This is a genomic window from Cellulomonas sp. P4_D11, assembly GCF_056401915.1.
Map to the genome: position 1 here is coordinate 30,943 of NZ_JBFUIK010000010.1, position 14,288 is coordinate 45,230.

General features: G+C 72.3%; 13 protein-coding genes. 8 read left to right on the plus strand and 5 right to left on the minus strand.

Annotated features, from left to right (window positions below; translation table 11 throughout):
• Positions 1-31 precede the first annotated feature (31 nt).
• Complete coding sequence (gene glnA, locus AC1DT4_RS08315; protein ID WP_477089311.1) at positions 32-1,456, plus strand: type I glutamate--ammonia ligase; 1,425 nt, start codon at positions 32-34, stop codon at positions 1,454-1,456.
• 266 nt (positions 1,457-1,722) lie between these two features.
• Here glnA and AC1DT4_RS08320 read toward each other — a convergent pair whose 3' ends face one another.
• Complete coding sequence (locus AC1DT4_RS08320) at positions 1,723-2,130, minus strand: YkvA family protein (protein ID WP_477089312.1); 408 nt, start codon at positions 2,128-2,130, stop codon at positions 1,723-1,725.
• A gap of 323 nt (positions 2,131-2,453) precedes the next feature.
• Complete coding sequence (locus AC1DT4_RS08325; protein ID WP_477089313.1) at positions 2,454-2,990, minus strand: dihydrofolate reductase family protein; 537 nt, start codon at positions 2,988-2,990, stop codon at positions 2,454-2,456.
• Positions 2,991-3,196: 206 nt separating this feature from the next.
• On the opposite strand from AC1DT4_RS08325, the gene AC1DT4_RS08330 reads away from it, so the two are divergent.
• Positions 3,197-3,505: a hypothetical protein gene (locus AC1DT4_RS08330; RefSeq protein WP_477089314.1), complete on the plus strand. Its 309-nt coding sequence runs from the start codon at positions 3,197-3,199 to the stop codon at positions 3,503-3,505.
• Positions 3,506-3,515: 10 nt separating this feature from the next.
• Here AC1DT4_RS08330 and AC1DT4_RS08335 read toward each other — a convergent pair whose 3' ends face one another.
• Positions 3,516-4,079: a YqgE/AlgH family protein gene (locus AC1DT4_RS08335; protein ID WP_477089315.1), complete on the minus strand. Its 564-nt coding sequence runs from the start codon at positions 4,077-4,079 to the stop codon at positions 3,516-3,518.
• A 39-nt stretch (positions 4,080-4,118) separates the two neighbouring features.
• On the minus strand, positions 4,119-4,664 hold the full coding sequence (locus AC1DT4_RS08340; protein WP_477089316.1) for an NUDIX domain-containing protein: 546 nt from the start codon (positions 4,662-4,664) through the stop codon (positions 4,119-4,121).
• A gap of 105 nt (positions 4,665-4,769) precedes the next feature.
• On the opposite strand from AC1DT4_RS08340, the gene AC1DT4_RS08345 reads away from it, so the two are divergent.
• The 6 genes from AC1DT4_RS08345 (at position 4,770) to AC1DT4_RS08370 (ending at position 12,349) form a co-directional block, all read left to right on the plus strand.
• Positions 4,770-7,022 carry a GAF domain-containing protein gene (locus AC1DT4_RS08345; RefSeq protein ID WP_477089317.1) on the plus strand — a complete coding sequence of 751 codons (2,253 nt, stop codon included), beginning with the start codon at positions 4,770-4,772 and terminating at the stop codon, positions 7,020-7,022.
• Positions 7,019-7,405 (plus strand): response regulator, encoded by a 387-nt coding sequence (locus AC1DT4_RS08350; protein ID WP_477089318.1) that lies wholly within the window; start codon positions 7,019-7,021, stop codon positions 7,403-7,405. The genes AC1DT4_RS08345 and AC1DT4_RS08350 overlap by 4 nt, the downstream gene beginning before the upstream one ends.
• A 4-nt stretch (positions 7,406-7,409) precedes the next feature.
• Complete coding sequence (locus AC1DT4_RS08355) at positions 7,410-8,525, plus strand: adenylate/guanylate cyclase domain-containing protein (protein WP_477089319.1); 1,116 nt, start codon at positions 7,410-7,412, stop codon at positions 8,523-8,525.
• Positions 8,522-10,066 (plus strand): peptide ligase PGM1-related protein, encoded by a 1,545-nt coding sequence (locus AC1DT4_RS08360; protein ID WP_477089320.1) that lies wholly within the window; start codon positions 8,522-8,524, stop codon positions 10,064-10,066. The genes AC1DT4_RS08355 and AC1DT4_RS08360 overlap by 4 nt, the downstream gene beginning before the upstream one ends.
• Complete coding sequence (locus AC1DT4_RS08365) at positions 10,063-10,665, plus strand: histone deacetylase (RefSeq protein WP_477089321.1); 603 nt, start codon at positions 10,063-10,065, stop codon at positions 10,663-10,665. The genes AC1DT4_RS08360 and AC1DT4_RS08365 overlap by 4 nt, the downstream gene beginning before the upstream one ends.
• Before the next feature lie 139 nt (positions 10,666-10,804).
• Positions 10,805-12,349 carry a DUF4153 domain-containing protein gene (locus tag AC1DT4_RS08370; protein WP_477089322.1) on the plus strand — a complete coding sequence of 515 codons (1,545 nt, stop codon included), beginning with the start codon at positions 10,805-10,807 and terminating at the stop codon, positions 12,347-12,349.
• Positions 12,350-12,356: 7 nt separating this feature from the next.
• On the opposite strand, the gene AC1DT4_RS08375 is transcribed toward AC1DT4_RS08370, so the two are convergent.
• Positions 12,357-14,075, minus strand: a complete 1,719-nt coding sequence (locus AC1DT4_RS08375; protein WP_477089323.1) for a hypothetical protein — start codon at positions 14,073-14,075, stop codon at positions 12,357-12,359.
• Positions 14,076-14,288: the final 213 nt, after the last annotated feature.

Consider the following 14,288-nt stretch of genomic DNA (forward strand, 5'->3'; position numbering starts at 1 on the left):
CCCACGGGTACCACCGACCGAGGAGCAGCGGATGTTCAGCAAGCCAGAGGAAGTCCTGGCGTTCATCAAGAGCGAGGACGTGAAGTTCGTCGACGTCCGGTTCTGTGACCTGCCCGGCACGATGCAGCACTTCAACGTCCCGGCCTACTCGCTGGAGCTGGACTTCTTCACGGACGGCCAGATGTTCGACGGGTCGTCGATCCGCGGCTTCCAGGCGATCCACGAGTCGGACATGAAGCTCATCCCCGACATCAGCACGGCGTACATCGACCCGTTCCGGGTGGAGAAGACGCTGAACATCAACTTCCACATCGTCGACCCGTACACCGACGAGCCCTACAGCCGGGACCCGCGTCAGGTCGCCGCGAAGGCCGAGGCGTACCTGAAGTCGACCGGCATCGCGGACACGGCGTTCTTCGCCCCCGAGGCCGAGTTCTACATCTTCGACGACGTCCGCTTCCACACGAAGCAGAACGAGTCGTTCTACAAGATCGACTCCTTCGAGGCGGCCTGGAACACCGGTCGCGAGGAGGAGGGTGGCAACCTCGGCCACAAGATCCCCTACAAGGGCGGCTACTTCCCCGTCCCGCCGGTGGACGGCTTCTCGGACATCCGCGACCAGATCAGCCTGCAGCTGGACGCCCTCGGCCTCGGTGTCGAGCGCGCCCACCACGAGGTCGGCACCGCCGGCCAGCAGGAGATCAACTACCGGTTCGACAAGCTCGCCATCTCGGGCGACAAGGTCATGCTCTTCAAGTACGTCGTGAAGAACGTGGCGCACGCGAACGGCAAGACGGCGACGTTCATGCCGAAGCCGCTCTTCGGTGACAACGGCTCGGGCATGCACGTCCACCAGTCCCTCTGGAAGGACGGCGAGCCGCTGTTCTTCGACGAGAAGGGCTACGGCGGCCTGTCCGACGTCGCGCGCTGGTACATCGGCGGCCTGCTCAAGCACGCGCCCTCGCTGCTGGCGTTCACCAACCCGACGGTGAACTCCTACCACCGCCTGGTCCCCGGCTTCGAGGCCCCCGTCAACCTGGTCTACTCGGCCCGCAACCGCTCCGCGTGCATCCGCATCCCGGTCACCGGTTCGAACCCGAAGGCCAAGCGCATCGAGTTCCGCGTGCCGGACCCGTCGTCGAACCCGTACCTGGCGTTCGCCGCCATGCTCATGGCCGGCATCGACGGCATCCAGAACCGGATCGAGCCGCCGGACCCGGTGGACAAGGACCTGTACGAGCTGCCCCCCGAGGAGCACGCCCTCATCCAGCAGGTCCCGGGCTCGCTCGGCGAGGTCCTCGACAGCCTCGAGGCCGACCACGACTTCCTCACGGCGGGCAACGTCTTCACGCCCGACCTCATCGCGACGTGGATCGACTACAAGCGCAACGCCGAGGTCGACCCGATCCGTCTGCGCCCGCACCCGCACGAGTTCGAGCTCTACTACGACGTCTGACCTCTCACCGCAGGTCAGGAACGTTCTGCCTGCCGGGTGACATGGCATGGACATGTCCGCATGTCCGCCCGGACCTAGGACGCCCTCGTGGCGGTGGCTGCTCCCACCGCCACGAGGGCGTTCGTCGTCGCGGCCCGCGGACGATCGACGGTGCGAGCACGCCGACCTCGTCGAGCGAGGACGACGCGTCGAGGACCACGCCGCCGAGCACGGGCCCAGCTGGCTCCAGATCGTCCTGGCGACGCCTTCGGACACGACGACGGTCGTCACGCGAGAGGACCGGTGAGGCGTTGCAGCGCGGTCAGACCCTCGGGCGTTCCGGGCCAGTGCCTGACGACCGCGTCAGCGCCGGCGCGTCGAACGACCGAACGGAGCACGAGGGCGACGACGATCGCGTCGTCCGCGTAGCCGAGCACAGGGATGAAGTCGGGCACCAGGTCGATCGGCAGAGCGAGGTAGCCCAGGAGCAGCCACAGTCGGACTCGCACACCACGAGGAACGCTGCCGTCGGCAGCAAGGCGACGCAGCAGGCGCACGAGATCAGGCAGCAACCGCAAGAGATCACGGAGGCGAACCTCGTCAGGTCGAGTGAGCCACAGCGCGACGATGAGTGCGAGCCACAGCAGGACCAGACCGGCCAGGACGCCGATCAACGACCAGCCCCAGTCCGGCATCGTCGCTCCGACTCCCCTCGACCTTGGGTCAAAGCCAGCGTAACGGCGGGCGTCGGCGCACCAAGGGGCCGGGTCGTCTTCCCCTCGGCAGCCAGAACACCCCGCACCATGCTCCTCGCACACTCGCTGCCGGACGAAGGCGGGTCGGCCCCGATCGAGGCGGATCGGTTCGGACGGGCTCGGATCTGCGGGTGAGGACCCTGCGAGGTCGACCTCGACGCGGTGGGGGCGTTCCGGTCGACGGTGTACCGCTGCCGGCAGCACCGGGGGCATGTCTGCGCCACGTTTGCGGACTCCCCGGCGCGGACAGGTCGTGCACGGCGCTATCGGACGACGCGGTAGTCGACCAGGAGGTGGCCGGTCGGAGACGCGACGCTCCGGATCACCTCGAGCCGGATCGGCGGCAGCCCGTCGAGCAGCCGCCGTCCGTGGCCGGCGATCGTCGGAGCGATGACCAGCCGGAGCTCGTCGACGACGCCCGCCGCGAGCAGGGTCTGCGCCACCGAGATGCTGGCGTGGACGCCGATATCACCTCCCGGCGCCCGCTTCAGCTCCCGCACGACGTCGACCAGGTCGCCGTCGACCGCGCTCGCGTCGGCCCACTCCGGGTCGAGCGGCGCCGAGGTCGCGACGTACTTCGGGACGCGGTTGATGAAGTCCGCGAACGGCTGGATGGTGCTGCCGGGCCAGTACTCCGCCCACTCGTCGTAGCTGCGCCGGCCCAGGACGACGGCGTCCTGCGTCGCGATCACCGCGGCGAGGTTGGCGTCCAGCTCGTCGTCCCAGGTGGTGAAGAACGACGACGGGTCCTCGGCGACGCCGTCGAGGGACAGCAGCTCGTACGCGACGACCTTGCGCATGCACGACACCTCCGTTCGGCGGCGCCGGCCGAGTGAGACCGGGCCAGTGACGACTCTGCCAGGACCGTCGAGCCCGGACTGGTAGATCTGCCGTTCGCCGCGAGCAACACCAACCCCCTCAACCACCTCGAGGCGCTCGACGACCCCGGGCTGCACAGCCAGGTGGTGGCAGCCTGCGGATCACCACGCCACCTCCACCACCACCGGTGACGTCCACCGCGGTCGTCCGGATCACGCCGTACCCCGCGCGCGCCGGGTCGATGTCGCACACCGTCACGCCGAAGGACGCCACGACAGGCGCCTCGATCGCCGGCACGGTGACCGTGCGGACCGCCGCGGGTGCGGTCGGGCTGACCGTGCCCGTCGGACAGCCGTTCACCTACTCCTTCGCGCCGCGCCGGACGCGGGTGCTGGCCCAGGACGGGATGTGGGAGTGGGAGCTGACGTACCCCTGGGCGACCGCGTCCCTGTCCTCGCCGTACGGGTCGGTCGGAGTGGACCTCGGCCTGCCCTGAGCAGGCGGCCTCAGTTCAGGGAGGCGTCCTCGGCGAACGTCGACACCATCGCGAGGTCGCCGCCCTGACGTCGCAGGACGCGCCGCCACAGCTGCTCGGGCTCGCGGGTGAGCACGTCGGCCGGTTCGGCATCGACGACGAACCAGGCGCGCTCCGCGATCTCGGCCTCCAGCTGGTCCTCGGACCACCCGGCGTAGCCGACGAACACCCGGACCCCGCGGACGAGCGGCGTGACGTCCTGGGGCACCGCGTCGAGGTTGACCAAGCCGAACGGGCCGGTCATCCCGTCGACGTCGGCGGAGGCGCGGGTGCCGGGTTCCACGACGGCGACCCCCATCGCCGTGTCCTGGCCGACCGGCCCGCCGAGGAACAGGGCGGCCGGGTCGGTGACGTGCGCCTGCCACTCGGGCAGGACCGCGCCGACGTCGACCGGCGACGGTCGGTTGAGCACGACCCCGAGCGCGCCCGTGGAGCTGTGGTCGAGCAGGAGGATGACGGTCCGGTGGAACGCGGGCTCGCGCAGGGCGGGAGCGGCGACCAGGAGCCTGCCCCGCATCATCGGACGGTCGGACATGCTCCCATCATCGCCGAGCGATCCTCGTCGTGCCGGGCGTCAGGTGACGCGGCCCAGCGCGATCGCCGCGTACATCAGCGCGGCCACGGTCTCCCCGTCGGTGATCGTCCCGTCGGCGACGAGACCCAGTACCTGCGACCACGGCACGTTCCGGACGGCCGTGATCCCCTCCTCCGCCTGCTCGGTGGGCTCGTCGGCGGGACGCAGCCCACGAGCCAGGAACACGTGCTCCGGCGCGTGGCAGATCCCGTTGAGCGCGAACATCGACGCGAGGAGCTCCCAGCGGTCGGCCGCCAGGCCGGTCTCCTCGCGCAGCTCCCGACGCGCGGCGAGGAGCGGCTCCTGTCCGTCCGAGCCACCGGCGGGCACCTCGAGCGACAGCACGCCCGTGGTGTACCGGCCGACCTCGACGAGCACGACCTCGTCGTCGTCCGTGACCGGCACGACGAAGACCGCGTCGTTGCGCACCTCGACGACGCCGTAGATCCCGGGCGCGCCGTCCGGGCGGTCGACCTCGTCCTCGCGCACGCGGATCCAGGGGTTCTCGTAGACGGTCGTCGAGGAGCGGGTCAGCCACGCGTTCATTCCGCCAGCCTGGCAGAACGGCCGCCGGCTCATTGCCCGGGACCTCTGCGCGCGAGCACACTGAGGTGCGCCCGGGAGTCGAGACCCGGGGAAGGGCGGCCGACGATGGCCGATCTGTCGAGCGGGACCGTCACCCAGGCGGAGCACGATCGCCTGCGGCGCGCCTACGACGACGCCACCGACCAGTTCGCGGCCGCGAACGCGGTCCTCACGGCGCTCGGGTCGGCGGCCGATCCCGACGCCGTGCTCGACACCATCGTCCACACGGCCCGGCGGCTGTGCCGCGCCCAGACCGTGCTGGTGTACCTCATCGACGGCGACCGGTTCACGCTCGCGTCGTCCGTGGGCCTGACCGACGAGCTGCGGCACTACTGGCGCGAGCACCCGATCCGGGTGGACGGCGACACGATCGTCGGCCGGGCCGCGACCGGCCGGAAGGTCCAGCAGATCTCGGACGTCCTCGTCGACCCCGCCTACCGCCGGCGCGACCTCCAGGAGATGGTCGGGTTCCGCACGGTGGTCGCGGCCCCGATGGTGCTGGAGGACGAGGTGGTGGGCGCCCTGTCGCTGCTGCGGAGCGAGGTGGAGCCGTTCGACCCGAGCGCCGTCGCCCTGCTCGAGGCGTTCGCGGCCCAGGCGGCGATCGTCGTGCGGCACGTCGACCTGCTGGCTGCCCTCGACGCCCGCGGCGCCGAGCTGGCCCGGCGCGTCGACCAGCTCGAGGCGCTGAGCGCCGTCGGTGGGATCGTGAGCTCCAGCCTCGTCCTCGACGAGGTCCTGGCCACGATCATCAAGAACGCCGTCCGCTTCTCGGGCTGCGACGGCGGTTCGATGATGGAGTACCTCGAGGAGGACCAGGTCTTCTCCGTGCGCAGCGCGTACGCGAGCAGCCCCGATCTCCTGGCCGCGCTGCGGTCGGTCCGGATCGAGCTCGACGCCACGCTCGTCGGGCGCGCCGCGCTCGAGCGGCACCCCGTGGCCGTCCCCGACCTGGACGAGGTCGACCTCGACCCGCACCTGGCCGTGCTCCACGCCGACGGCTGGCGGTCCGTGCTCGCCGTCCCGGTGCTGCGCGGCGAGCGGATCGTCGGCGCCCTCGTCGTGCGCCGCCGCTCCGCGGGCCCGTTCGCGCAGGAGACCATCGACTTCCTGGAGACGTTCGCCAGCCAGTCCGCCCTCGCCGTGACCAACGCGCGGCTGTTCCGCGAGCTCGAGGTCAAGACCGCCGAGCTGGAGGTGGTGAGCCAGCACAAGTCCGACTTCCTGGCGAGCATGTCGCACGAGCTCCGGACGCCGCTGAACGCCGTGATCGGGTTCTCCGAGGTCCTGCTCGAGCGACTCTTCGGCGACATCAACGAACGGCAGGAGGAGTACCTGCGGGACATCCTCAGCTCGGGCCAGCACCTGCTCGAGCTGCTGAACGAGATCCTCGACCTCTCGAAGGTCGAGGCCGGGCGGATGGAGCTCGAGCCGTCCACCTTCTCGGTCGTCGCCGCCGTCGACTATGGCGTCGGCACCGTCCGTGGACGCGCGCGAGACCACGGCATCGCGCTCGCGTGCACCATCGACCCGACGGTCGACCTGGTCGAGTCCGACGAGCTGAAGTTCAAGCAGGTCCTGGTCAACCTGCTGAGCAACGCCGTGAAGTTCACGCCCGACGGCGGCCACGTCGAGGTCGCCGTCCGCCGCGTCGGGCCGGATCTCGAGGTCACGGTCGCCGACGACGGCCCGGGGATCGCACCCGACGAGCGCGAGCACATCTTCGAGGCGTTCCAGCAGGGGCGGCGGGGGGCACCGAAGGAAGAGGGCACGGGGCTCGGCCTGACCCTGTGCCGACGGCTGGTCGCGCTGCTCGGCGGCCGGATGTGGCTGGAGACCGACGTCGGCGTCGGGAGCACGTTCGGCTTCGTGATCCCCGCGTACACCGCCCTGGAGAACGGTGCGGACGGGTCGCGCGACAGCCTGCCCGTCGTCGTCGTGGTGGACGACGACCGCGCCTCGCTGGACCTGCTGGCGGCCTACCTCGACGGTCTCGGAGTCCGGGTGGTCCGGGCGCGGGACGGCCGGTCGGGCCTCCACGAGATCCGGTCGACACTGCCCGTCGCGGTGGTGCTCGACCTGCGCCTCCCGGGCCTCGACGGCTGGCAGGTCCTCGAACGCCTCAAGGCGGACGAGGCCACGCGCGACATCCCGGTCGTCATCGCGTCGATCGTCGACGAGCGCTCCCGCGGCCTCGCCCTCGGGGCGACCGAGTACCTGATCAAGCCGGTCGGCCGCGACGACCTGGTCCGGGCGCTGCGCAGCTGCGGGTCGCTGCCCGCCGAGGCCGACGCCACCACGGGAGGGGGGCGGGGATGACGACCGGTCGCATCCTCGTGGTCGAGGACAACGCGCTGAACCTCAAGCTCATCCGCGACGTGCTCCAGGTCCGCGGCTACGACGTCGTCGAGGCCAGGTCGGGCGAGGAGGGCGTCGACCGGGCGCACGAGTGCTGCCCCGACCTCGTCCTCATGGACCTGCAGCTGCCCGGCATCGACGGTGTGGAGGCGATGCACCGCATCCGGCAGGACCCCGTCGTCGCCGACGTCCCGGTGGTGGCCGTCACCGCCTTCGCGATGCAGGCGGACCGCGACCGGGCGCTGGCCGACGGCTTCGACGGCTACCTGTCCAAGCCGATCAGCGTCCGGTCCCTGCCCGCCCAGGTCGACGCGTTCCTCGTCAGCGGCCACGCCCATGCCTGATCCGGTGACCATCCTCGCGGTCGACGACGTGCCGCAGAACCTGCGGCTGCTGCAGGCGGTGCTGGAGCCCCGCGGCTACCGGCTGGTCCTCGCGGGGTCGGGCGAGGAGGCGCTGCGCGTGCTGGCGGACCCCGCGCAGGGCGTCGACCTCGTCCTGCTCGACATCGTCATGGCCGGCATCGACGGCTACGAGGTCTGCCGCCAGGTCCGGGCAGCCCCGACCACCGCCTATCTCCCCGTGGTGATGATCACGGCGAGCGGCGACCAGGAGAAGCTGCGGGCGATCGAGGCGGGGGCCGACGACTTCGTCACGAAGCCGTTCCACCAGGGCGAGCTGGTGGCCCGCGTGGCGTCGCTGGCCCGGGTGAAGAAGTACCAGGACACGATCGCCCGGCAGGCGGCCGAGCTGGCGGAGTGGAACCGGGAGCTGGAGGCACGGGTCCACGCGCAGGTCGACGAGCTGCAGCGGCTCAGCCGGCTCCGGCGGTTCCTGCCCCCGCAGCTGGCCGACCTGGTCATCGACTCCGGGGACGAGTCGCTCCTCGACAGCCACCGCCGCGAGATCGTCGTGGTGTTCTGCGACCTGCGGGGGTTCACCCCGTTCGCGGAGCAGTCGGAGCCCGAGGAGGTGATGTCGGTGCTCCGCGAGTACCACCGGGCGCTGGGCGAGCTCATCGACGAGTACGAGGGGACCCTCGAGCGGTTCACCGGCGACGGGCTCATGGTCTTCTTCAACGACCCGGTGACGTGCGACGACCCCGCCTGGCGGGCCGTGGCGATGGGTCTGGCGATGCAGGACCGCGTCGCCGCCCTGGCGGAGGGCTGGTCGCGTCGGGGGCACCAGCTGGGGTTCGGCGTCGGCGTCGCGCAGGGCTACGCGACGCTCGGCCGGATCGGCTTCGAGGGCCGCTCGGACTACGCCGCGATCGGCAGCGTGACCAACCTGGCCGCGCGCCTGTGCGCGGCGGCCGAGGACGGCCAGGTGCTGGTCAGCCAGCGAGTCTTCTCCGCCGTCGACGAACGCGTCGGCGGGCGACCCATGGGCGAGCTCGACCTGCGCGGCTTCAGCCGGCCGGTGGGGACGTTCGCCGTCGAGCACGCCGAGGTGAGGCAGTCGTGACCACGCTGGAGGAGCTGGACGAGGTCGCGCGGCAGGAGCGGTTCGAGACGCTCCAGCAGCGCATGAGGTCGGTCTGGGACGTCATGCGGCTCCATCACGAGGACGAGTCCGTGGTGGTCGTCCCGTCGGTCGCGGTCGACGGCAAGGCGAGCGCCGGGCTGGTCCAGGCGTTCGAGGAGCGGTTCCTGTTCCTGCTCCTGCTCCTGCGCCAGCCCTTCCTGCGGATGACCTACGTGACGTCGACGCCCGTCAAGGACAGCATCATCGAGTACTACCTCGCGCTGCTGCCGGGCGTGATCCCGAGCCACGCCCGCACCCGCCTCACGCTCGTCTCCGTCGACGACGCCACCCTGCGCCCCCTGAACGAGAAGCTGCTCGAGCGCCCCCGGCTGCTGGCGACCATCGCGGCGGGGATCCCGAACCGCGCGCGCTGCCACCTGATCGCCTACAGCACCACGGAGCGGGAGCGGGACCTCGCCCTGCACCTCGGCATCCCGATGTACGGCTCCGACCCCCGGCTGGCGGACCTGGGCAGCAAGACCGGCTGCCGGGGCCTCTTCGCGCAGGAGGGCGTGCAGCACCCGTCCGGTGCCGAGGACCTGCGCAGCAGCGCGGACGTCGTCGACGCCGTGCTCGGCATGGTCACTGCGCGCCCCAGCACCGCCCAGGTCATCGTCAAGCTCAACGACGGCGTCTCCGGCAACGGGAACGCCGTCGTCGACCTGCGCGGCCTCGACGCCGGGCGCGGGGACCTGCGCGCGCAGGTGGCCGACCGGGTCGCGGTTCTCGAGCTGGAGTCGGCGACCATGAGCCGCAACGACTACTGGGAGAAGTTCGAGCGGGGCGGCGGGGTGGTCGAGGAGCGGATCCTGGGCGCCGAGCTGCGCAGCCCGAGCGTGCAGCTCCGGGTCCTTCCCGACGGCACGGTCGAGCTGCTCTCCACGCACGACCAGCTGCTCGGCGGTCCCAGCGGCCAGCGCTACCTGGGGTGCACGTTCCCCGCGGACCCGGCGTACTCCCGGCTGATCAGCGAGCCTGCGGAGGTCATCGGCCGGCGCCTCGCGCGGGAGGGCGTCCTCGGGCGGTTCGCCGTCGACTTCGTCGTCGTCCGCGACGTGTCGGGGGCCTGGACGGCGCACGCCATCGAGCTCAACCTGCGCAAGGGCGGGACCACGCACCCGTTCCTGACGCTGCAGTTCCTCACCGACGGCCGCTACGACGGACCCTCGGGCCGCTACCTGACATCCACCGGCGACGAGAAGCATCTGGTCGCGACCGACCACCTCGAGGCGCCGGAGCTGCGCGCGCTGCGTGTGGTCGACCTCTTCGACGTCGTCGCGCGGCACGGCCTCCACTTCGACCAGTCCCGGCAGACCGGCGTCGTGTTCCACATGATCAGCTGCCTGACCGAGCTGGGCCGCGTGGGCATGACGGCCGTCGGGGACACGCCCGAGCAGGCGATGGAGCTCTACCGGCGCGCCGAGGAGGTCCTCCTCGCGGAGGGCACGGCGGCCGGGCGCGCGCGGGCGCTGCCGGGATGACGACGGACGCCGTCGACCGCGTCTGGTACGTCGCCTACGGGTCGAACCTGAGCGTCGACCGGTTCCGCTTCTACCTGCACGGCGGCCGCCCGCCCGGGAGCCTGCGAACCTACCCCGGGTGCCGCGACCGGACCGAACCCGCCCGCACCGTCCCGCTCGTCGTCCGCGGGAGCCTGTCGTTCACCGGGGCGTCGAAGGCCTGGGGCGGGGGCACGGCCGTGTTCGACCCGGACGGGCGGGGCTGGGTCGCCGCGGCCGCCTACCTGCTCCGCGTCGGGCAGCTGGCGGACGTCCTGGCCCAGGAGATGCGCCGCGACCCGGAGAACGACCTCGACCTGCAGACCCTCTGGCGCGAGGGCCGGCACCGGTACGGCCCCGGGCGCTACGAGACGATCGTGCACCTGGGTGAGCGCGACGACATCCCCCTCGTCACCCTGACCTCCGAGCCGTTCGACGACGCGCCGCTGGCCGCACCGACCGAGGCCTACGTGCAGACGATCTCGACGGGCCTGCACCAGACGCACGGCTGGGGTCCGGACGAGGTCCGCCGGTACCTCGGCGCCATCCCGGGTATGACCGAGGCGGTCTCGTCGTCGTGAGGACGGCCCCGCGCCGGCGACCGCTGTGTGCGCGCTGAGCGCCAGTTGTGGAGGACGCCGCCACCACTGCACACAACGTGCACGGGACCCCCGCGCAAGTCCCTGACGTGCGCAGACACCGATGCCTAGCGTGGCGCTCATGACCGACTCCGGTGCACCGACGCCCCCCACCACGCCCGCTCTCCCCGGCCCGTCGCCCACCTGGGTGGCGGGCCGTCCTGCTGCCGTCCCCAGCGAGCCCGGCCCGCTCGCCCGGGCGCTGGTCCCCTTCTGGGCGGAGCGCCGACGACCCGTCGAGACGCGCACCCTCGTCCTGTGCGCGACCGCCGGCGTGCTCGGCGGCGGGCTGCTCGTCGGTCACCGGCCCGGCCTGGGAGCCGCCCTGGTCGGGCTCCTGGTCTGGGTGGCGGCCGCGCCGGCCCTCGTGCGGCGCCGCGACGTCCACGACCTGGCGACCGCGGCACTGTCGATCGCCCTGGTCGTCGTCGTCGCCTTCCGCGACGCGGGCTGGGTCGTCGTGCTCTGCGCGCTCGTGGCCGCGTGGGCGGGGGCAGCCGCGGTGACCTCGTCGAGGTCGGCCCCGGCCGCCGCGCTCGCGCCGCTCAGCTGGGCCGCGGGCGCCGTCCGGGCGCTGCCGTGGGTGGCCAAGGGCGTCGAGACCCGGCTGGGCCGGCGCCGGGGACAGCTGCTGGTCGCGCTGCGCAGCGTGGCGATCACCGTCGGTCTGCTGCTCGTGTTCGGGTTGCTGTTCGCCAGCGCCGACCGCGTCTTCGCCAGCTACCTGCCGCGGATCCAGGCCGACCTGCTCCCGGGCCAGGTCGTCGTCGGCGCCCTGGTCGCGCTCGTCGCCGCGGCGCTCGCGCACCTCGCCCTCGCCCCGCCGAGCTGGTCGGACGCGCGGCTGCCCGAGCGGACGCCTGCCCGGAGCGGTGAGTGGCTGCTGCCCGTGGTGGCGCTCGACGTGATGGTGGTGGGGTTCGTCGCCGTGCAGGTCGGCGGACTGCTCGGGGGCCACCGGCACGTGCTCGAGACTGCCGGCCTGACCTACGCGCAGTACGCGCGGGAGGGATTCGCGCAGCTGGTCGTCGTCACCGCCCTCACGCTCGTCGTCGTCGCGGTCGCCGCCCGGCGTGCCCCCCGCGAGACGCCGCGGGACCGGCTGACCTCCCGGATCGCCCTCGGGGTGCTCTGCCTGGGCACCCTCGGCGTCGTGGCGTCGGCGCTGCGCCGCATGGACCTGTACGTCGAGGCCTTCGGGCTGACCCGGCTGCGGGTGTTCGTCGTCGTCGTCGAGCTGACGCTCGCCGCGGTGTTCCTGCTGGTCATGGCGGCCGGCATCCGGTGGCGGGGCCGGTGGCTCCCGCGCGCGGTCGTGCAGGTGGTCGCCGTGGCGATGCTCGGGCTGGCGCTGGTCAACCCCGACGCGCAGATCGTCCGGCTCAACACCACGGCGGACCTCGTCGCGGACCTCGACGTCGGCTACCTGGCCGGGCTGTCGGCCGACGCCGTGCCGGCGATCGCGCAGATCGAGCACCAGCCGTTCCTGCGCTCCTGCCTGCTCGCCGCCCAGGACGTCCCGGCGGCCACCGGGCTCGCCGACTGGAACCTCGGCCGCCAGCGCGCGTCCTGGGTGCTCGCCGACGAGCCCGGCTCCCCGGGGTCGTGCTCCCGGGTCGGGCGGTGACGCCGGCTCAGACGAGCGCCGCGGTCTCGACCTCCTCGACGGTCTCCTCGGTCCGAGGTCGAGGTCGCGCGGCCAGCGCGGCCAGGCCGAGCACCAGGACGGCGATGACGAACACGGTGATCACGTAGGCGGGCGTGAGCATGTCGGCCAGGACGAGCGCGAGGGCGGCCAGGGCAATCACCACGACGCGCACCAGGGTGCGCTGCTCGTCCAGCCAGACCCCCACGGGGCCCGTGGTGATGCCCCGACGGTCGCCGGCGTTCCGGACCCAGGCGGCCGCCTGCGACGACGAGGCGCGCAGCTGGCGCGCGGCGGTGGTGCCACCGGCGGCGAACGCGATGATCGCCAGGAGCAGGCCGAGCACCAGGCCGACGCGCAGCTCGATGCGCAGCAGCGAGACGACCTGGTCGTAGATCGCGACCGCGGTGTCCACGCGTTGCACGGTGGGTGGCAGGGAGTTGGCGTACAGCGAGCGCCCGATGGCCAGCCCCGCGCCGAGCAGCACCATGGCCCCGGCCAGCGACAGCCCGGCGATGACCAGCGCCCGCGACCGGCGCTGCGCCGCGAGCACACCCGCGGCGAGCAGGGCCAGCGACAGGTACGGCAGCAGGCCGCCGACGACGTCGATCAGCCGGTAGGCGTTCTGCAGCCGCACCAGGTCGGCGCTGTTCGCGATCGGGAACGTCACGTTGATGGTCGGGATCCGGCTGACCAGGGTGAACCCGGCCTGCTCGAGGGAGGTCTTGACCTGCTCGATGATCGGGGTGATGTCCAGGGTGAGCTGGCCGGCGTCGCTGATCTGCGCGAGCGCGTCCGGGTCGCCGCGCAGGGTGGCCACGATCTGCTCGTGCGCCACCTTGTTGGCCTCCTCCCACGTGTTGGAGAACGCGTCGGAGGTGACGATCTTGTTCACGTTCTTGCGGATGAAGCTCGTGATCGCGTCCTGCAACGGCTGCTGCAGCGACTGGACCGCACCCGAGACGATCGGCGGCAGGTTCAGCTGGGACACCGCGTCGGTGGCCTGCGTGGTCAGCTCCTGCACGTTGAGGGCGTCCACGATCGCGAGGGTGACCCGGTTGGTCACCGCGGACTGGACCAGCGGGTCGTCCGCGATGGGCGCCACCGTGTTGACGTACCGGTCCGTGTCGACCATCAGCCCGCGCGCCCACGAACCCACCACCGCGATCGGCGCGAGCAGCGCCCCGATGAGGATGAGCACCACGGCGGCGGTCGACCGACCCCACTTGCGCCGCGGCCGGGGCGGCGCGGGCTGCATCACGACGACGGGCGGGTTCGCCGTCTCCGCCCGCAGCCGCGCGTTCTCGGTCTCCAGCAGCTGCAGCCGGGCGAGCAGCACCGCCCGGTCCTCGGTCCCCGTCGTCTCCGGGACCTCGACGTCGAGGTGCGTGGGGATCTCGGCCGTGTCCTGCTGGGAGGCCGCCGTGTCGAGCGAGAGCGTGTCGTTCTCCGACGCCCCGGGGGTCTCCGTGTCCGGAGCCTGCTCGTCCGGCGTGACCGGGTCCGCCGCCGGCTCGTCCGGCGTGACCGGGTCCGCGGCCGGCTCGTCCGGCGTGACCGCGTCCGGCGTGACGTAGGGCGACTCGGCGTCGGGGGTCGCGGGCGCGTCGTCGGCGACGGGTGGGTCGGTCGTCGCCTCCGGCTCCGTGTCGGACGGCTTGCCGGACGGACGCCGCGGCTTGCGGGGCGACGAACTGTTCTCGACCACGATTTCTCCCCGATGTCCTGATCTGCACCGCGACAGGTCGAGCATGTCAGTTCCCCTGGTCAGAGCGCGAGAGTGGCCGCACCCGGGTGTCCGACGAGTCCCGGGACGGTCCACCCGGGGGACGCCTCGAGCGATCCCGCGGCGGGAACGGTGCGAACGAAGAGCGCTGCCGCCCCCGGACCTGTCCGCCCGCCGTCCCGGGCCGTGCCGACC